The following is an 18,837-nucleotide window of genomic DNA, read 5'->3' on the forward strand; positions in this document are numbered from 1 at the left end:
GTAAACCTCCGCTGCACGTTTCAGGCCGCGATCAGATGATGGGTCGCCAGCAGTTCCAGCGAGTTTCGTCGCGCTGCGGCATCGACGATCGGTGTATCGATGATGAATTCATCAATGCCAAAGTTCTGATGGAGCGCTTCAAACTGCGCATGAACCTGCGCGGCGGTGCCTTTCAGCAGCGATGGCGTGCGCGGTTCGATCAGGTAATCGGTAAAGCCGCCCTGTCGTATATAGCGTTCCGCCTGTTCAAGGCTGGCAACATTAACGCCGGGACCGTTTTTGACCTGCACGTGGAACTGCTTCATGCCGGAGACCAGCAGCTCGGCCTGCGCCGGCGAGTCCGCCGCCACCACCTGCACCGCCACCAGCGCTTTCTGTCCCTGGCTTAAGCGTGCATAGGTGTTTAACGCGTTTTCCAGCTGCTTTCTGTCGCCGTTGATATGCGCCGCGAAGACAAACTGCCAGTTCAGCTCAGCCGCCAGCCGCGCACTCTCTTCACTGGCCCCCAACAAAAAGCGGGACACCGGTTTTAACGGCAGCGGCGTGGCATTCAGCGTTTCCTCATCGGCTTCATCACCCGGCGATGGGGTTTGCAACCAGTTATCCAGTAAGCTCAACTGTTCGGCAAAGCTGCCCTTTTCGTCAGCATGAACGCCTTGCTGTAATGCATGGGTCGAAAGGGGTAATCCACCGGGCGCTTTACCGACGCCAAGATCAATTCGACCGGGCGCCAGTGAGGCGAGTAAATTAAAATTCTCGGCAACTTTATACGGGCTGTAATGCTGCAACATCACGCCGCCAGAGCCGACGCGAATATGTCGGGTCTGGGCGATAATCCACGCAATTAATACTTCTGGCGAAGGCCCAGCCAGATGACGGGTATTATGGTGTTCAGCCAGCCAGAAACGATGAAAGCCCCAGGCTTCCGCCTGCTGAGCCAGTTGCAGCGTGCGCTGCAGGGCTGCGCCCGGCGTTTCACCCGGTGCAACCGGTGATTTATCTAACAGACTCAGTCGATATGCCATTCACCCATTCCTTTTCACGTCTAATTGCCACTGAGTGTGGCGTGGCAATGCGAACAGGTAAAACAACAAAAAGTGAAATATGTAGTGATAAAATGGCAATACGCCATTTACCTCGCAAGCAGATTGAAGTTGACGTAATTAACACGGCAAAATTCGGTTATTTTATTTTCGGCAAAGCTTTGCCTGAAACAGATTAAGCAATGCGGTTTGCTGTATTTGGGGTGGGGTTTTCATGGCCAGTTAAATGGCACACGGGTAATAAAAGGGGATGGTTCGAGCTTCAGGCTAATTATGGTTTTCAAGCGGCGTGAGGAAACGGAAAAAAGCCCCTGTCCGGCAGGAGCTGTGAAATAGTGAACTTACGGCGCTTTGATCTGTTGCGCCTGGACATGGCGGGATTTGCCCTGACCTTTCACATAGCCGCTCAGGCGGACCAGATCTTTGGCGCTGTACTCTTTACCTTTCCAGGCGCTTTGCGGCACGGTGACGCGGATGGTGCCGCTGTCATCGCGGAAATCGAAGGTTTCCGCCCCGGTTTTCTTAATCAAAAATCCTTCCAGCGTCACCCAGGCATTTAATCGTTGATCCGCCAGTGAGGCGACCGTGCTTTCGGCGGTATCTTCGGTGCCTTTTTTACCCGCATCTTTCTGCTGCGGTGGCGGTGGCGCTTCGCCGGTTTTATATCCGCCCTCTGCGGCCATCGTGTGGCTGCTAAAAGCCAGTAATGCGGCCAGTGCCAGCATCTTTTTCATTGGTTCTCCTTAAGGTCTCAGGCGATGTCTTATGCTATGCATCGCTGTTAAGCCTGGCACAGGAAAGCAGGGTTAGCTGGGTTCAGAGCGGTTATGACGGTACTGGCTGATGGGATGATCGTCCGGCAGCCTTGATTGCCCTTCGCCCTGTAACCGCTCACGCAGCGTTAAGGGCGTGGCCGGTCTGGCGGCGATCCTGCCGCGCGCCGCGAGTTCAGGCACCACATAGTGGACGAAATCTTCAAAGCTGCCGGGACTGATCGCATAACCGATATTAAAACCATCGACGCCGGATTCAGCCGCAAACTGCTCAAGCCGATCGGCGACAGTGGCCGCGCCGCCGACCAGCGTCGGATGCAGGCCACCAATGGCGATGTAACCTGCCGCTTCCCGCAGCGTCCACTGTCGGCCTGCGTCAATTCGGGTCAGGCTGGCCAGCGCGGAACGGCAGGCATCGGTTTCGATATACTCCAGCGGACGATCCAAATCGAACGCCGACCAGTCAACGCCGGTCCAGGCGGAGAACAGCGCCAGCGCCGCCTCTTCACTGATGTAGTGCTGGAAATCCTCATAGCGCGCCTGGGCCTGCGCATCGTTTTCCCCGGTGACCACGGTGACCGCCGCAATAAAGCGCAGCGAGGCGGGATCGCGCCCGTACTCCGCCGCCAGCGTGCGAATAAGCGCAATATCGTTGCGGATCGCCTCGGCGGTCAGCCCGGCCATAAAAATGACTTCGGCATGTTTCGCGGCAAAGTGGCTGCCGCGCGATGAGGTGCCCGCTTGCAGCAGCACCGGCGTGCGTTGTGGACTGGGCTCGCTGAGGTGCGCATCCGGCACCTGATAATAGCGGCCCTGGTGCGCGATCGGATGCACCTTGCGCGGGTCGGTATACACCCCCTGCCGTTTGTTATTCCGCACCGCGTCGTCTTCCCAGGACCCTTCCCATAACTTGCCGGTGACCTGCAGAAACTCTTCCGCGCGATCGTAGCGTTCGTCATGGGAAATTTGCCGGGTCAGTCCGAGGTTGCGAGCCGCTGAATCCAGCATTGAAGTGACGATATTCCAGCCAATCCGGCCGTTGGTCAGATGATCGAGGGTGGTGAATTTTCGTGCCAGCAGATAGGGGTGTTCATAAGTGGTCGACACCGTCACCCCAAAGCTCAGATCGCGGGTGGCGGCCGCCATCGCCGAAACCAGCAGCAGCGGATCGTTCACCGGCATCTGCGCCGCCAGTCGCAAGGCGCTGTCAGCGTTGCCCTGGTAGACATCCAGCTGCCCCAACGCATCGGCGAGGAACAGCGCGTCAAAGCCCGCATCATCCAGCAAGCGGGCGATCTCCACCCAGTAGCGGATATCCTTATAGCGGTCGGCGCTGTCCTCGGGATGGCGCCATAATCCGGCGGAAATATGCCCGACCACGTTCATCATAAAGCCGAACAGGATAAAGGGTTGCGGCGTCTTGTCAGTCATCATTGTTCCTTGTTCAGGCGCGTTGCCGGCCTTTCAGCGCACCGGCGGCCAGCACCAGAAAAATCAGCACGCCGGTGGCGACCTGCTGCCAGTAAAAGTTCCAGCCAATCAGCAACAGCCCGTTGGCGACAAAGCTCAGCAACACCACGCCCAGCAAGGTCCCCGCGACGTTGGGCCGCCGTTGAGCCGAAAAGGTGCTGCCGATAAAGGCCGCGCCGATAGCGTTCAGCAGGTAGGCATTGCCCGACATCGGCACCCAGGCCTTAACGTTGGCGGCCAGCATCAGCCCCACCACGCCCGCCACCACCGCGCTGAGCACAAATCCCACCGCCAGCGTGCGGCCCACGGCGATGCCCGAGTAGCGGGCGACGCTGATCTGCACGCCGGTAAAGGTCAGCGCGCGACCAAAGCGGGTGCGTTGCAGCAGGATATGCAGCACCACGGCAATCACCAGCACGTACCACAGCGGCAGCGGGATCCCCGCCAGCGAACCGTGGCTGATGGCGGAGAAGCCTGGCGGCAGCACCTGGCTGAGTAAATAGACCGGCTGGCCGCCGCCCGACGAAAGCTGTTGCACGCTCTGGCCGATAAACAGCGTGCCGAGCGTGGCCAGAAACGGCTCCACGCCGAGCACCGCCACCAGAAAGGCGTTGAACAGCCCGACGCACAGCGCCGCCAGTAACGCCGCGCCCAGCGCCAGCGGCAGGCCGACCTGATGCAGCATCAGCGTCACCAGCACCAGGCAGGCAAAATCGATGGCGGTACCGATAGACAGGTCAATGGCCCCCATCGAGGCCACCACGGTCATCGCCAGCGCGGCAATCGCCAGCGGCGCGACATTATTCAGCAGCACGCTTTGCAGATTATTGAGGCTGAAGAATCCTGGCGCGAAGCAGCTAAAGAAGATCAGCAGCGCAGCAAAACAGATCAACACGCTGACCCGCAGCAGGTTGCCACGCAGCCGGGTCAGGACCGGCGACAGAGTGATATCAGACAAGGACCTTACTCCTTTGATGGCGTTGACGCAGGAAGGCGGTCAGCGAGACAACCAGCAGGATCAGCACGCCTTCCACGCCGTTGATCCAGTAGCTGGAGACGTTGATCAGCTGGAAACCATTGGCGATCAGCCCGAGGAACACCACGCTGACCAGCGTGCCGAGGATGGTGGGCACCAGCCGACGCGAGAAGACCACGCCAAGCAACACGGCGGCGATCACCATCAGCAGGTTATCGTTGGCACCCGGCGAACTGCCGCTGAGCACCGTGACCGAACCGAATGCCGCCAGACCGGCTGCCAGCCCGCAAAGCACGTAGCTGGCGGCAAGATAGCGCGCGACGGACAGCCCGTTGGCCCGTGCGGCCAGCGGATGACTGCCCACCGCCTGCAGCCGCAGGCCGAACGGAGAAAGATGGGTCAGAACAGCGAACAGCCCTGCCACAATGGCAAAGGCCCAGGCCAGCCACGGCAGCGATAGCGGCCCTGCGCCAATCAGCGTATCGAACAGCGGGCCGCTCACCGGCACCGTTGAATTCTGCGTCACCACCATCTCCAGCCCGAGGGCAATATTCATGGTGGTCAGGGTGGCTAACAGCGGCAGAATCTTCAGCCACACCACCGCGATGGCGTTGACCAGCCCGACCGCGCCGCCGGTAAGTAATGCCAACAGCAAGGCGGTTTCAAGCGACGCGCCCTGGCTAAGCTGAGTGGCAAAAACCGCCGCGCTGAGGCCCATATTGGCCGCCACCGACAGATCGATGCCGCCGGTCAGCGAATGGCTGCCGCCACCGCTCAGCACCAGCGTCAGGCCAAAGGCCAGCGTGCCGGTGACCGCAGTTTGCTGCAGGACGTTGCCCAGATTGCCGAAGGTGAGGAAAATGGGTGACAGGAAGGCAAACACCGCCAGCACCGCAATAATCAGCAGAAACGCGCCCACTTGCAGCAGCGGCCCTTTACGATCGCGCGCGGAGGCAGTGCGTCCGCTAACCGCCGTTGCTGACGCAGCAGAAGAAAGTTCGGTCATGTTAACGCTCCCGTCTCTGCCGACTGTGCGCCAGCGGCCCAGGCGAGGATTTCATGGTCATCGGTGTCCGCGCCCTGCAGGGTTTTCACCACTTTGCCGCGCGCCATCACCAGGATGCGATCGCTGAGCGACTGCAACTCCAGTAAATCGGTTGAGAACAGGATCACCAGCGCCCCTCTGGCCGCCAGCTGGTGCAGCGCGCGGTAGATTTCGGCCTTCGCACCGATATCCACCCCCACCGTCGGCTCATCCAGCAGAAAGACTTTCGCCCCGGTATTCAGCCATTTTGCCAGCACCACCTTTTGCTGGTTGCCGCCGGACAGCAGGCGCACGGCGGCCCGCTCGCCGGGCGTGCGGATCCCCAGATCGCGGATATTGTCCGCCACCAGGCGGCGTTCTTTACCGCCATCGATCAGCAGCTTTTGCGTTAAGGCCGACAGGCTGGTCAGCGCGATATTTTCCCTGACGCTCAGATCCGGCGCGATGCCGTTGGCCCGGCGATCTTCCGGCACAAAGGCCACGCCATGCTTCACCGCCTGATGCGGCGAATGCGGCAGCCAGGCCTCGCCATCCAGCGTCAGCGCGCCGCTCAGGCCATGTTCCAGCCCAAACAGCGCGCGCACCAGCGCCTTGCCGCCGGAGCCCAGCAGGCCGGTGATACCAAGGATTTCACCGCGATACGCGGTAAAGCTGACCTGTTCGAAGCGCCCGGCGGCCGCCAGATTGTCAACCCGCAACAGCGGATGCGTTTGCGGCTGCGCATCCCGGCGGGTCAGCGCTTTTTGTTCGCCGCCAAGCATATCGCCGATCAGCTGGCTGGCGGTGATCTGACTGACCTGATGATGGGCGACGTTACGGCCATCGCGCAGCACGGTCACCTGCTGACAAAGCGCGGTAATTTCATCGAGATAATGCGAGACGTAGAGGATCGCCAGACCCTTTTGCTGCAAGCGGCGAATGGCGCGAAACAACGCCGCCACTTCATGTTGCCCTAATGCGGCGGTCGGCTCGTCAAACACCAGAATGCGCGGCGACTGGCGCATGGCTCGGGTAATCTGCACCAGCTGCTGCTCCGCCACGCTTAAATCGGCGATCAGGCGATCGGGAGGAATGGCGATGCCAAACAGATCGGTAATCGCCTGTGCCGCCGTGCGGCGCATCAGCCGTCGGTTGATCAACGGCAGGCCGGGATAGCGCGGCTCCTCACCCAGTAACAGCGCTTCCGCCACCGTCAGGCTCGGGGCCAGCAGCCGCTCCTGATGGACAATTTCAATCCCCAGCGCCTTTGCCGCCTGCGGCGAAGGAAGCGCGGTTTCCCGCCCTTCCAGCACAATCTGCCCGTCATCCGCCTGCTGCAGCCCGGCGAGAATTTTGATCAGCGTCGATTTGCCCGCGCCGTTATGGCCGATCAGGCCATGGATTTCCCCGGCTGCCAGCGTCAGCGACACCTGACGCAGCGCCGGGATACCGGCAAAAGCTTTACTGATGTTGCTCATCGCCAGCAGCGGAGCGCTATTTTGCATCGCTCTGTCCCAGCGTTTTCTGCACCTCAGCGGCATTCTCTTTGGTCACCACCAGCGCCGGTACGTAGGTGGCTGGCGGCAGAGAACGATCGCCCGCCAGATAGCGTGCGACGTTCTGCACCGCGGTCTGGCCGATCAGGTACGGTTGCTGCGCCACGACCGACGCGGCGCTGGATTTCGGATCCTTCACCAGCGACACCACGTCCGGGCTGCCGTCAACGGCGTAGGTTTTGATTTCGCTGCGCCCGGCGGCATCCACCGCCTGGGTAGCCCCAATTTGCGGCACATCCCACGCCGCCCAGATCGCCTGCACCGTGCCTTTCGGGTATTTATTTAACAGCTGGCTAATTTGCGCATAGGCATCCTGCACCGTATTGGGGATCACATCACGCAGTTCCGGCTGAATGATTTTAATTTTTGGATACCATTTTAATACCGCTTTGAGCTGGTCATAACGCATGGCAACCACCGGCACACCATAGAAACCGTTAAATACCAGAATATTGCCCTCGCCATGCAGATCGTTAACCATTTTCAGCGCCAGCTGCTCGCCAATATAAAAGTTATCTGAGGTGGTAACGTTAATACTCGACGGACTGGCGGTATCGACGGTAAATAAGGGGATCCCGGCGGCGCGAATCTTTTTCAGCCAGGGTTCCAGTACCGAGGCGGTGCCGAGCGTTTCGATAATTGCGTCCGGCTTTTGCGCGATCAGCGTCTGGATCTGGCCGATTTGCTGCGCCTCCTTCCTGCCGCCATCCAGCGCGATTGGTGTGCCGCCAAGGCGTTTCACCTCATCCACCTGACCCTGATAGGCTTTCAGGTCCCAGTAGTGATCGGTCCCGGCCACGGTGATCCCGATGCGTTTCCCCTGCAACGACGGCACTTCACCATTCGGTGCCGCCTGAGCGGATAAGGAAAATAACACCGACAGGGTAAATAAGGCTAAACCTGACGCACGCAAACCTGACTTAATAACCGCACTGTTTTTTATATTTTGGCTAATCATCATCTGTACCTGGTGAAATTAATAAGAGTTCAACTTAGCATGCTGAAATTAATCCATTCAGATCAATTTCAGCTAAGCCTGAGCGAGTTTTAGCAATAGAACGGATTACTGATTATTGCGGTAATTCCGCCCTCCTTTACGCCAGGCTGCGGCCGGATGGCGTTCGGCAAGCCTGTCGCTATTAAACAGTTTTTTCCGCAGCGAGCCGGGCTGATAAGCGGTCTTATACCGCCCGCGCTGTTGCAGTTCCGGCACCACTAATTCAATAAAGTCGATATAGCTTTGCGGATTAACGATGCGCGTGAGGTTAAAGCCGTCGATCCCGGCCTGGTCGATCCAGTCGATCAGCGCGGTCGCGACCTGTTGCGGATCGCCGACAATCAGCGCGTAGCGTCCCCCCAACGCATGCTGCTCCAGCAGCTGACGTTTGGTCCAGCCGCTGTAGGCTTTGCTGACCGACTCGATCGCCCGGGTGGCACCGCTCTGAATCGGCTCATCAAGGTCGAACGCCGCCAGATCGATGCCGGTCGAGCTGGAGAAGTGGGCAATGCCCGCCTCCGGGCTGGCATAACGCAGGTATTCCTGATGCTTCTCCTGCGCCTCGCGTTCGGTGGGAGCGACGATCACCGAAATGCCCATAAAGATTTTCAGATCCTCCGGCAACCTGCCGGCCTCTTTCGCCGCCTGCCGCAGCCTGTCCACCTGTGCGCGCATCGCCTGTGGCGTGCTGCCATTAACAAAGGTGCACTCCGCATGGCGCGCGGCGAACTGGATGCCCCGTGCAGAACTTCCCGCCTGGAACAGCAGCGGCGTGCGTTGCGGAGACGGCTGGGAAAGGTGATAACCCTCAACCTGATAAAATTCCCCGTGATGACGCACAGGATGAATTTTGCTGGCATCGGCATAGCGCCGCTGTTGACGGTCGGCCAGCACCGCATCCTCTTCCCAGCTGCCTTCCCACAGCTGATAGCTGACGTCGAGGAACTCATCGGCCTGATCGTAGCGACGGTCATGCCCCAACAGCTGCGTCTGCCCCATGGCGCGGGCGGCGCTGTCGAGATAACCGGTGACGATATTCCAGCCCACCCGACCGGCGGTCAGGTGATCGAGCGTCGAAAAGCGGCGGGCAAACGGATACGGCGCTTCGTAACTCAGGTTGGCGGTCAAACCAAAGCCCAGATGTTCGGTGACGCTGGCCATTGCCGACACCAGCATCAGCGGATCGTTGACCGGCAGCTGGATAGATTCGCTGGCGGTCAGGGCGATCCCCTGCTGATAGACGTCGTACACGCCGAGAATGTCGGCGATAAACAGCCCGTCAAACAGCCCTTTTTCGAGGATCTTCGCCAGGTCCAGCCAGTAACTCAGGCTGTTAAATTCCGTGGAACGATCCTGAGGATGCGTCCACATGCCGTGATGAATATGCCCAACGCAGTTCATATTGAAGGCGTTTAACAGGATTTTTTTCGGCGCGTCCACAGCCCTATTCCCCATTGCCAATCTGCCAGATAAACGTCGGTTCGCGGCCATTAACCGCCCAGTCGCCGACGTTGCGGATTTTGTAAATCACCGGGTTGTGTGACGCCACGGTGCGCGCGTTACGCCAGTGACGATCCAGCGCCTTGCTGACGCGGGTGTCCGATGCGCCCAGCGCGTTAAACAGTTCGGTGGCGGCACGCGGGATCAGCTCGGTGGCAATCACCTGCGCTTTGGCAGCTTCCAGCTCCGCCTGCACGTTGGCCTGCTGGATCGCCTCTTCGCTGCCGCCCTGATGCTCGACGTCAAACGCCCGTTGCAGCGAATGGCCGGCGCGCTGCACGGCGGACTCCACCGCCCATGCCCAGCTGTCGATCTGTCCGACCACCTGCAGCACCTGCACATCCTGCTTCACCAGCGGCGCGTTGCCGTGGCTGTAGATACGCTTACGCGCCGCCACGCCCTGCGCAGCATCGCGGCTGACGGCGCGGCCAATGCCGGCCAGCGTCGCCAGCAATACGTGCTGGTAAAACGCGGTCTGATAGCGGAAGCGTTCGCTGAAGTCATAGACGTGCGCCTGCTCCACCTCCGCCTCGTTAAAGCGCGTGGTGCCGCTGCCGGTCAGGCGCTGACCAAAGCCATCCCAGTCATCGTCGCGCTGGACCGCCGGTTGATGGGTACTGACCAGCGCAATCACATCGCGGTCGTTGTCGGTGCGCTTCGCAAAGACATCGATCCAGTCGGCGTACAGCGTGCCGGTGCTGTAAAACTTCTCGCCGTTCAGCCGCCAGCCGTTTTCGCCCGGCGACACCCGGGTTTTGATTTCGCCCAGCTTCAGGTTGCCGATTTCGCTCCAGCCGCTGCCGACCAGTTCACCGTCGGCAAACCGGCTGAACCACTGGCGACGCCCTTCACTGTCGGGCTGATTCAGGCGATCTTCGACAAAGGCAAAATGGGCGCGCAGCGCCTGCGGCAGGTTGGAGTCGGCTTCGGCCAGTTCAGTCAGCAACTGGAACAGCTGCGGCAGGCTGGCACCCAATCCGCCCTGATCGACCGGGATGCGCAGGGTGCCGAATCCGGCCTGCTTCAGCCAGCGGATCGGCTCATCGGCCAGCGTCCGCTGATGTTCACGCGCGACCGCGCCTTCGGCAATCTGGTTAAATATCGGACGGAATCGGGCGGCCAGAATTTCGTAATCCGGGTAAGTGGCTTCAGACATGGTGTTCTCCAGTTTCGTGTTCGGTGTCAATGTCCTGACGGGTCGGTTCGAAGCGAATAATCAGCAGGAAGAAAATCGGGATAATGGCGGCCAGCGAGACAATCCAGAACATATTGGTGCCGTACGCCGCCTGCAGGATCGGCAGGATAAACAGCGCCAGCGCGCTGCCAATGCCCGACAGCGAGCGGCCAAAGCCGACGCCGGTGGCGCGAATATGGGTGGGATAAGAGAGCGCCGGATAGATCATCATCTGCGCGCCAGGGCCAAAGCCTTCGGCGAACAGCCACAGACCCAGCATCAGCATGGCAAACACCACCCCGGCGGTCGCTTCAGGATGGCCGACCAGCGCCAGCGAAATCAGCGCGATAAACTGCAGCGCAAAGCCGGCGATCGCCACATGCCGTGACGGGAATTTCCACGCCAGGCGCATGCCCAACAGGCCGCCGGTAAAGGCAAACAGTGCGTTAAGGCCGAGCGAGGCGGAGATGGTTTCAAACACGCCGGCGCCCAAGAACTGCGCCAGAATCGACGGCAGGAAGAAGGCAATCGCGGTGTATTCAAACGAGATACAGACGTTCATCACCGCGGTCACCACGGTGCGCTCCAGATAGGGTTTCTGGAACAGCACGCGGAAGCTGACCTTTGGCGGCGCTTTTTTCTCAACCGCCGGCTTTTCTGGCTCAGCCTCGTGGGCAACGATGCCGTAGGAATCGCGCAGGATACGCACCGCACCACTCAGATCGCCCTGATTGGCCGCCCACAGCGGCGATTCATTCATAAACTTGCTGCGCACGGCGATGATCAGCAGCGCAGGCACCGCGCCAAACAGCAGCGATGCGCGCCACAGCCAGTCCAGATGCTCTTTCGGCAGCAGGAAATAGAGGGCAAAAATGATAAAGAAACAGGCCGAGGACGCGGCGTACCACATCGGGCACCAGGCTGCCAGCCGCGAGGCTTTATTGCCCTTGCCGGTGAATTTAGAGAATTCCGCCAGGTAGGCCATCGCCACCGGCAAATCAATCCCGACGCCGACGCCCATCAGGAAACGCGCGCCGATCAGCACCCAGACGTTCGGTGCCAGTCCAGCAGCGATCGCCGACACCACAAAAAACAGCATGTCGGCCATAAATACCGAGTAGCGGCCGTACTTATCGGTCAGCCAGCCGCCGACCAGGTTGCCGACGATGGTGCCGATCATGATCGACGAGGTCACCAGCCCGGTCAGGGTTGGCGTCAGCCCGAACTCTTTCACCACGTCATCAATCCCGTAGGACAGCGTGGTCAGATCGTAGGCATCGAGGAAGACGCCGCCCAGTGCCAGAAACACGATCCAGCGGGCGTAGCTGTTTTTACTGCTGCTGCTGTTAATGACGTTTGCCACGTCACTGACAGAGCTTATCGGTGTTGAATGCGGCGGCGGGAGTATCCGTTCGCCCTCAAGATTAATCGTGCTCATACTGGCCTCATCATTTTATTATTCGCGGGTGATGAGCTGTTTATAGAAGGATCTTGCGGCGGGGACAAACAACAAATAATCATTATAAAACCATAAAAATCAATAAGATATTCACGTTTTTTTGACAAGCTGAATCACCGGATAAGCCAAAGGCCTATCCGGTGATTCAGGGTTAAAACGCGCGCGATTATTCTGCCGAAACAGGCACCAGCACACCTTTCACTAACGGGTCATTGGTCTCTTTCAGCCACTGCTGCAAGCGTGGGTCGGCAAAGGCCTTCTTCAGCTTGACGATGTTCTCGTCGTCCAGATACGGCGTGCCAATCACCAGCTGCGAGGCAAAGGTTTTCGGCGCGGGCGGGAAAAGGATCCCTTTCTCACGCGGGACTTTGCCGGCGTCAAACTGGGACACGTAGCCAATCGCCGCATCCACCGAGTTCAATGCGCGCGGCATGGTTAACAGGTCCAGCTCCTTGAACTTGAAATTATGCGGGTTGGTTTTGATGTCCTTAAGCTGCGCCATTCGCGGCTCCACCGCCGGATCCAGACCAATCAGGCCGATGCGTTGCAACAACCACAGCGCCTGGCCCTGATTGGCACCGTCATTGGGCACCACAATTTCCGCGCCTTCCGGTAAATCCTTAATCGAGCTATAGCGATCGGAGTAGATGCCAAACGCCCACTGGAAAATCGGCAGCGCCGGGGTTAAAGCAAACTTGTTGGCGTCGACCACCTGCTTTAACCACCACTGATGCTGATAGACGGTGGCGGCATACTGGCCGTCGGCCACCGTGCGGTCTGCCTGCACCGGATCCTGCAGGCCCACCGCTTCCAGCTTGATGCCGTAATCCGGCGCGATATGCTGACCGACGTACTGGATAATGCGCTCCTCACCGGCCATCGCCGGTTCAAAGTGGACTTTCAGCGTGTCGGTAAAGGTGACGGCGTCACTCTTTTTCGCCAGCAGATGCCAGGCCACGCCCGCCACGGCAATCACTACCACCACGGCGACAACGCCCGGCCATTTTTTCTTTTTTCTGATTTCAAACTGGTGCTGCGACATGGTCAGGATCCCTGAGAAGGTTGAAGTGCGGCAACCAGGCGGTCGCCAGTAAACTGAATCAGTTGAATGGTGGCAATAAGCACCAGAATGGTGGCGATCATGATGTGGTTGTCGAAGCGCTGATAGCCGTAGACCACCGCCAGATAACCGATACCGCCTGCGCCGATGGTGCCGGCAATCGCCGAGTACTCAATCATCGAGATCAGGTTAAGCACGATAGCCGCAACGATGGCGGGCAAGGCTTCGCTGACCTGCGCCCGGCGGATGATTTGCCAGGTCGACCCGCCGGAGACCAGCCCCACGGCGGTGACGTCAGCCGGCAGCTCGCGCAGCGCCGTTTCCACCAGCCGGGCAAAGAACGGCGTACCGGCAACAATCATTGGGATCACCGCCGCAGGGATGCCGATGGTGCTACCCGTCAGCCAGAAGGTGAACGGAATGATCGCCGCCATCAGCACCAGAAACGGCAGTGAGCGTCCCATGTTCACTATCCAGCTCAGGCTGCGGTTCAGTGCCACATGTGGAAACAATCCGCGCTTTGAGGTGTTAAACAGCACGATGCCCAACAGGCCGCCGAAGGTGACCACAAACAGCATCACGATGCCGACCATCAGCCAGGTTTCGCCGTAGGCCGGCAGCATCAGGGTGTGGATATCGCGCCACGGGGTGTCATGGCTCATGACGTCTGCGGGTTTCATCCGGCCTCCTGCAATGCGGGCTGGAGATCGAGAATTTCGGCATTGATACCCAGTTGATAAAGCTGCTGGATCAGCACCTGATGGCGGGGCCGCTGCGCGCCAAAGCGCACGGCGATGCGCATCCGCCCTGCCAGCCGCTCACCCACCTGCTCAACGTGCGCCGCCAGCAGATCGATGTGCAGCTGATATTGCTGGCTAAGCTGGCTGATCCAGTCGGTGGCCAGCGGGCGATCGCCATAGGTCAGCTGCAGCAAAATATCCCCCGACGCCTCCAGCGGCTGTAGCGGAAACAGCCGTTGTCCCAGGCTCGACTGCGGGCTGGAGAGCAGATCGCTCAGGGTGCCCTGCTGCACCAGCCGACCGTCGCTGATTTCGGCTACCGCATCCGCCGCCCTGCGCACCACGTCCATTTCATGGGTGATCAAAATAATCGACAGGCCAAAGCGATCGCGCAGCTGTTTCAGCAATGCGAGGATTGAACTGGTGGCCTGCGGATCCAGCCCCGAAGTGGCTTCATCGGCCAGCAGCACCGACGGTTTCAGCGCCAGCGCGCGGGCAATCCCGACACGCTGGCGCTGGCCGCCGGACAGCTGCGCCGGAAAGGCGTTGGCTTTATCGCTCAGGCCGACGCTGTCCAGCAGCTGCCCGACGTGGCGTTTGATTTCACCGGGCACCACGCCGAGCCACTCCAGCGGCAGCGCGATGTTTTCCCAGGCGGTTTTACGCTGCAACAGCGCTGACGACTGAAACACGGTGCCAATGGCCCGGCGTTTGGCGCGCAGCGCGTCACCCGACAGCTGCGACAGATCCTCGCCATTGACCCGGATGCTGCCCGACGAGGGTTTTTCCAGCAGGCTGATGCACTTCGCTAGCGTGGATTTTCCCGCGCCGCTCGGGCCGACCACGGCGGTGATCGACGCCACTGGTACGGTCAGCGAGATGCCTTTCAACACCTCCACCGTTTTCCCGCCCGGCGCGGGATAGTGTTTTTTCAGCTCAGAGATTTCAATCATTGAGCACCTCACTCTCCGGCTGCGGCACGTCGCCCGACACGCGGCGATAGCCCACGCCAGGATGCGGCGCTGCAAGACGGTCGCCCTGGCCAAACAGTTTTTCGCGCAGGGTGCCCGGCTGATAGTCCTTCTTGTAGACGCCGCGTTTTTGCAGCTCCGGGATCAGCAACTCCACCACATCGGTGAAGGTTTCGTGAGTGACGGCGTAGGCGAGGTTAAAGCCATCGACATCGGTCTCTTCCACCCAGCTTTGCAGCTCGTCGGCGACGGTTTCTGCACTGCCCACCAGCAGCGGGCCAAAACCACCAATCCCCACCCAGTCGGCCAGCGCCTGCACCGTCCACTGACGATCCGGATCGGCGGTGGAGAAGGTTTCCACCGCCGACTGGATGGCGTTGGTGTGCAGGTGTTTAAGTACCTGGTCCGGCTGATACTGGCCAAAATCGATCCCGGTCCAGCCGGAGATCAGCGCCAGCGCGCCCTCATAGCTGACGTATTTTTTGTACTCTTCCCACTTCGCCTGCGCTGCCTGGTCGGTTTCGCCGACGATCACCGTTTGCAGGTTAAAAATCAGGATACTGCGCGGATCGCGGCCGGCCTCCGCCGCGCGACGGCGAATATCCGCCACGGTTTTCTTCAGCAGCACTTTTGATGGCGCGGCAACAAACACGCACTCGGCATGCTCAGCAGCAAACTGCTTGCCCCGGCTGGAGGCTCCGGCCTGATACAGCACCGGCGTGCGCTGCGGCGACGGTTCGCACAGGTGAATGCCCGGCACCTGGAAGAAGGTGCCCTGATGGTTAATCGGGTGGATTTTTGTCGGATCGCTGAAGATGCCGCGCACGCGGTCGCGTACCACCGCATCGTCTTCCCAGCTGCCTTCCAGCAGCTTGTACACCACCTGCAGATATTCGTCGGCATAGTCATAACGCGCATCGTGATCGGTCTGGCTCTGATGACCGATATTCTTTGCCCCGCTCTCCAGATACGAGGTGACGATGTTCCAGCCGATGCGACCTTTGGTCAGGTGATCCAGCGTGGAAATGCGGCGGGCAAACGGATAAGGATGCTCGAAGGAGAGCGAGGCGGTCAGGCCAAAACCAAGGTGTTCGGTGACTAACGCCATTGGGGTGATCAGCGCCAGCGGATCGTTAACCGGTACCTGGGTCGCGTTGCGGATCGCGGCATGGTTGTTGCCGTCCAGCACGTCATACACCCCCAGCACGTCGGCAATAAACAGCCCGTCGAATTTGCCTCTTTCCAGCAGGCGGGCCAAATCGGTCCAGTAGGCCAGATCCTTATATTCCCACGAGCGGTCGCGCGGGTGCGCCCACAGGCCGGGAGACTGGTGACCGACACAGTTCATATCAAAAGCGTTCAGGCGAATTTCACGTTGCGATGACATAGCAGACTCCATAGCAGGCACGGCAAGGGCTCGCCCTTCCGTTCCGGCAATCAGTAAAAGGATATTTTTCAGGAAAAATCAGCGGATCAGGACGGGGGACATCGCTCGCCGTCGGACGGGGAAACGATCCCCAGCAGCTGCTGCGCCAGGGATTCGGCGTGTTCGGCAACCTGCGGTAAGCCCATTAATTCACCGAAGCGGCCGCGCGCGGCGGGCCCGACGACGTAAAGATGGGGATTGCTTTGGTCGTGGCGGTTCAGGGTGCGGGAATGGGCATCGACAGCGATCCCCAGCGCCAGCGGATCGGCCTTAATCAGCCCTTCCGTCGCCAACTGCTGTAGCAGCGGATTACTGCTTAACAGCGCGCCGTGGGCCGGGCCGGTGGTGACGATCAGCCGGTCGACCTGCACGCTGTCGGCCTGTGCCTGGCCGCGTCGCTTCAGGGTCAGGATCACCGTGTCATTATCGACCGCCACCTGTTGCAGGCTGGCGGCCAGCACCTGAAGGTGCCCGCTGTGCAGCAGTCGCGTCAGCACCGCGCTGACCTGCGGCGCAATGCGGTAGCGATGAACATCCCACCACGGCCGCAGATGGCGCAGAAAACTGCGCTGCTGGCTGAGCGACAGCTGTTGCCACAGGCGTTGACCGTTGAGGCGAATATCGTCCAGCACCAGCTGCCACGGCTGCTGTTCGGCGGCGGCCAGACGAACTTCCTGGCGGATACGGCGCAACCAGCCAAGCGCCGTCGCGGCCTGCGGTTGCTGGTAATCCAGTGGTCGCGGCGCAAAGTCACCGGTGATATTCGGACGCGGCAGCTGACCCCGGCGGGAGAAGGCGACGATGCTGCCGCGATGTCCCTGACGGTGCAGCGAGGCAACCACGTCCGACATGGTTAAGCCGGATCCGATAATGGCCACCCGATCGTCTTTCGCCACCTGACTTAGCGCATCGCTCTGCCACGGATTGGCGATCAGGCCCGGATGCCCGCCCAGCGCCTGCTGAAGTTTTGCCGGCACCGCAGGCGGCGGATGGCTGACCGCCAGCACCACGTCATCCGCGCGGTATTTTCTGCCGGATGCCGTCAGCACCTCGCCGTTTTGCAGCGCTATCGCCCGATCCTGAATATGGCTCACCCGCACCGCCGAGGTTTTCAGCGCCTCGGCCAGCTTGCCTGCCACGTAAGCGCCAAACTGGCCGCGCTGCGGATAGACCTTGCCGTCCTGCCACAAGGCTTTGGCATCGATCTGAAAGGCGGCCGAGGCGCGATACCAACGGTCAAAGTCGCCTTCTTCCGCCGCTGAAAGCTGCATTCTGGCCGCCGGCACGTTAATCCTGTGCGCCGGATCGATGGTGCCATAGGCCACCCCCTGAGCCAGCTGGGCGCGCGGTTCAATAATTGTCACCTCCAGTCCGGCGTGACCCAACCGCGCCAGGTGGACAGCCAGCGCCGTGCCGGTAAAGCCGCCGCCGATAATGACAATCTGCCGATCGCTCATGACTCAGTTTCCCTGTTTGCCCGGACGGCGATCGCCACCGATGGTTTCGCCAAAGGGTCCGGTATTGATGGTACGCTGGCGCTTCTCGGCATTGCTGGCCAGCGGCAGCAACGGCATCACCAGTTCCGCAAAGCGGTGCGCTTCTTCCAGATGAGGATAGCCCGAGAAGATAAAGTTTTTGATGCCCAGTGCCTGATATTCACGAATACGATCCGCCACCTGCTGCGGACTGCCTACCAGCGCCGTGCCCGCTCCGCCACGCACCAGGCCAACGCCGGCCCACAGGTTAGGCGCGATGCGCAACCCGTCTTTCGAGCCGCCGTGCAGCGCGCTCATGCGGGCCTGTCCGGTGGAATCCATCCGCGAGAAGATCTTCTGCGCGGCGGCGATGGTGTCATCATCAAGGTGGGCAATCAGCTTGTCGGCGGCGGCCCAGGCTTCTTCTTCGGTTTCCCGCACAATCACGTGCAGACGAATGCCGTAATCCAGCGTGCGGCCCCGCTCTTCAGCGCGCTGACGCACCACGGCGATTTTCTCCGCCACCTGTTCAACCGGTTCGCCCCAGGTCAGATAGGTATCGATCTGGTTGGCGGCCACCTCCAGCGCTTCTTCCGAAGAACCACCAAAGAACAGCGGCGGACCGTCTTCCTGCACCGGCGGGAACAGCACTTCAGCCCCTTCCACGCGGATATGCTCGCCGTGGTAATCGACCTTCTCGCCCTTTAACAGGCGCGAATAGACTTCGAGGAACTCGCGGGTGACCTGGTATCGTTCGGCGTGGCTGAGGAAGATGCCGTCGCCCTTGTTTTCTACCGGATCGCCGCCGGTCACCACGTTGATCAGCAGACGCCCTTCCGACAGGCGATCCAGCGTGGCGGCCATTCGCGCGGCCAGGCTCGGCGGCTGTAAGCCGGGACGCACCGCGACCAGATAGCGCAGCCGTTTGGTGATCGGCGCCAGCGCGGAGGCCACTAACCAGGAATCCTCGCAGCTTTTGCCGGTGGGGATCAGTACGCCGTAATACCCCAGATTGTCGGCGGCGAGCGCCACCTGCTGCAGGTACGGCAGATCGACGGCTCTTCCGCCTTCGGTGGTGCCGAGATAACGGCCATCGCCGTGGGTCGGTAAAAACCAAAATACGTTGAGATTGTCCTGCGCTGCGTCGCTCATTATCCGTTTCCTATATAACGATATCTGAATTTATTGTATTG

General features: G+C 60.2%; 17 protein-coding genes. 1 reads left to right on the forward strand and 16 read right to left on the reverse strand.

The genetic code is table 11. The features are described 5' to 3' along the window. Nucleotides 1-20: 20 nt before the first annotated feature. On the reverse strand, nt 21-1,025 hold the full coding sequence (locus tag AC0IXH_RS06735) for an MsnO8 family LLM class oxidoreductase (protein ID WP_013202106.1): 1,005 nt from the start codon (nt 1,023-1,025) through the stop codon (nt 21-23). Nucleotides 1,026-1,066: 41 nt separating this feature from the next. Between AC0IXH_RS06735 and AC0IXH_RS06740 the strand changes: the two genes are divergently transcribed. Continuing rightward, the gene (locus AC0IXH_RS06740; RefSeq protein WP_157868017.1) at nt 1,067-1,222 is read left to right on the forward strand and encodes a hypothetical protein; all 156 of its coding nucleotides are present in this window, start codon (nt 1,067-1,069) and stop codon (nt 1,220-1,222) included. Between the two features lie 162 nt (nt 1,223-1,384). On the opposite strand, the gene AC0IXH_RS06745 is transcribed toward AC0IXH_RS06740, so the two are convergent. From AC0IXH_RS06745 to ssuD, 15 genes are all read right to left on the reverse strand, one after another. Continuing rightward, the gene (locus AC0IXH_RS06745) at nt 1,385-1,777 is read right to left on the reverse strand and encodes a YgiW/YdeI family stress tolerance OB fold protein (RefSeq protein ID WP_013202105.1); all 393 of its coding nucleotides are present in this window, start codon (nt 1,775-1,777) and stop codon (nt 1,385-1,387) included. Between the two features lie 72 nt (nt 1,778-1,849). Further along, nucleotides 1,850-3,247 (reverse strand): LLM class flavin-dependent oxidoreductase, encoded by a 1,398-nt coding sequence (locus AC0IXH_RS06750; RefSeq protein WP_471720236.1) that lies wholly within the window; start codon nt 3,245-3,247, stop codon nt 1,850-1,852. A 13-nt stretch (nt 3,248-3,260) separates the two neighbouring features. Further along, nucleotides 3,261-4,244, reverse strand: coding sequence for an ABC transporter permease (locus AC0IXH_RS06755; protein WP_151037503.1), 984 nt, complete (start codon nt 4,242-4,244; stop codon nt 3,261-3,263). Continuing rightward, nucleotides 4,237-5,268 (reverse strand): ABC transporter permease, encoded by a 1,032-nt coding sequence (locus AC0IXH_RS06760; RefSeq protein WP_471720237.1) that lies wholly within the window; start codon nt 5,266-5,268, stop codon nt 4,237-4,239. The genes AC0IXH_RS06755 and AC0IXH_RS06760 overlap by 8 nt, the downstream gene beginning before the upstream one ends. Then, entirely contained in the window at nt 5,265-6,791 is a 1,527-nt protein-coding gene (locus tag AC0IXH_RS06765) for a sugar ABC transporter ATP-binding protein (protein ID WP_471720238.1), read from the reverse strand. Before AC0IXH_RS06765 ends, AC0IXH_RS06760 begins: the two co-directional genes overlap by 4 nt. Then, the gene (locus AC0IXH_RS06770) at nt 6,781-7,803 is read right to left on the reverse strand and encodes a sugar ABC transporter substrate-binding protein (protein ID WP_013202100.1); all 1,023 of its coding nucleotides are present in this window, start codon (nt 7,801-7,803) and stop codon (nt 6,781-6,783) included. Before AC0IXH_RS06770 ends, AC0IXH_RS06765 begins: the two co-directional genes overlap by 11 nt. A gap of 102 nt (nt 7,804-7,905) precedes the next feature. Then, nucleotides 7,906-9,279, reverse strand: a complete 1,374-nt coding sequence (locus AC0IXH_RS06775; protein WP_013202099.1) for an LLM class flavin-dependent oxidoreductase — start codon at nt 9,277-9,279, stop codon at nt 7,906-7,908. 4 nt (nt 9,280-9,283) lie between these two features. Then, nucleotides 9,284-10,495: an acyl-CoA dehydrogenase family protein gene (locus AC0IXH_RS06780; protein WP_471720239.1), complete on the reverse strand. Its 1,212-nt coding sequence runs from the start codon at nt 10,493-10,495 to the stop codon at nt 9,284-9,286. Beyond that, entirely contained in the window at nt 10,488-11,951 is a 1,464-nt protein-coding gene (locus AC0IXH_RS06785) for an MFS transporter (protein WP_105759041.1), read from the reverse strand. Before AC0IXH_RS06785 ends, AC0IXH_RS06780 begins: the two co-directional genes overlap by 8 nt. 187 nt (nt 11,952-12,138) lie before the next feature. Then, the gene (locus AC0IXH_RS06790; protein WP_265910421.1) at nt 12,139-13,014 is read right to left on the reverse strand and encodes a MetQ/NlpA family ABC transporter substrate-binding protein; all 876 of its coding nucleotides are present in this window, start codon (nt 13,012-13,014) and stop codon (nt 12,139-12,141) included. 2 nt (nt 13,015-13,016) lie between these two features. Then, a complete protein-coding gene (locus AC0IXH_RS06795; protein ID WP_471720240.1) occupies nt 13,017-13,712 on the reverse strand; it encodes a methionine ABC transporter permease in 696 nt (231 codons plus the stop codon). Further along, nucleotides 13,709-14,725 carry a methionine ABC transporter ATP-binding protein gene (locus AC0IXH_RS06800; RefSeq protein WP_471720241.1) on the reverse strand — a complete coding sequence of 339 codons (1,017 nt, stop codon included), beginning with the start codon at nt 14,723-14,725 and terminating at the stop codon, nt 13,709-13,711. Before AC0IXH_RS06800 ends, AC0IXH_RS06795 begins: the two co-directional genes overlap by 4 nt. Continuing rightward, a complete protein-coding gene (locus AC0IXH_RS06805) occupies nt 14,718-16,130 on the reverse strand; it encodes an LLM class flavin-dependent oxidoreductase (protein ID WP_013202093.1) in 1,413 nt (470 codons plus the stop codon). Before AC0IXH_RS06805 ends, AC0IXH_RS06800 begins: the two co-directional genes overlap by 8 nt. An 86-nt stretch (nt 16,131-16,216) precedes the next feature. Continuing rightward, complete coding sequence (locus tag AC0IXH_RS06810) at nt 16,217-17,626, reverse strand: FAD/NAD(P)-binding protein (RefSeq protein WP_471720242.1); 1,410 nt, start codon at nt 17,624-17,626, stop codon at nt 16,217-16,219. A gap of 3 nt (nt 17,627-17,629) precedes the next feature. Then, nucleotides 17,630-18,796: an FMNH2-dependent alkanesulfonate monooxygenase gene (gene ssuD, locus AC0IXH_RS06815; RefSeq protein ID WP_013202091.1), complete on the reverse strand. Its 1,167-nt coding sequence runs from the start codon at nt 18,794-18,796 to the stop codon at nt 17,630-17,632. Between the last annotated feature and the right edge of the window lie 41 nt (nt 18,797-18,837).

The sequence above is a fragment of the Erwinia sp. AC075 genome, from assembly GCF_979253995.1.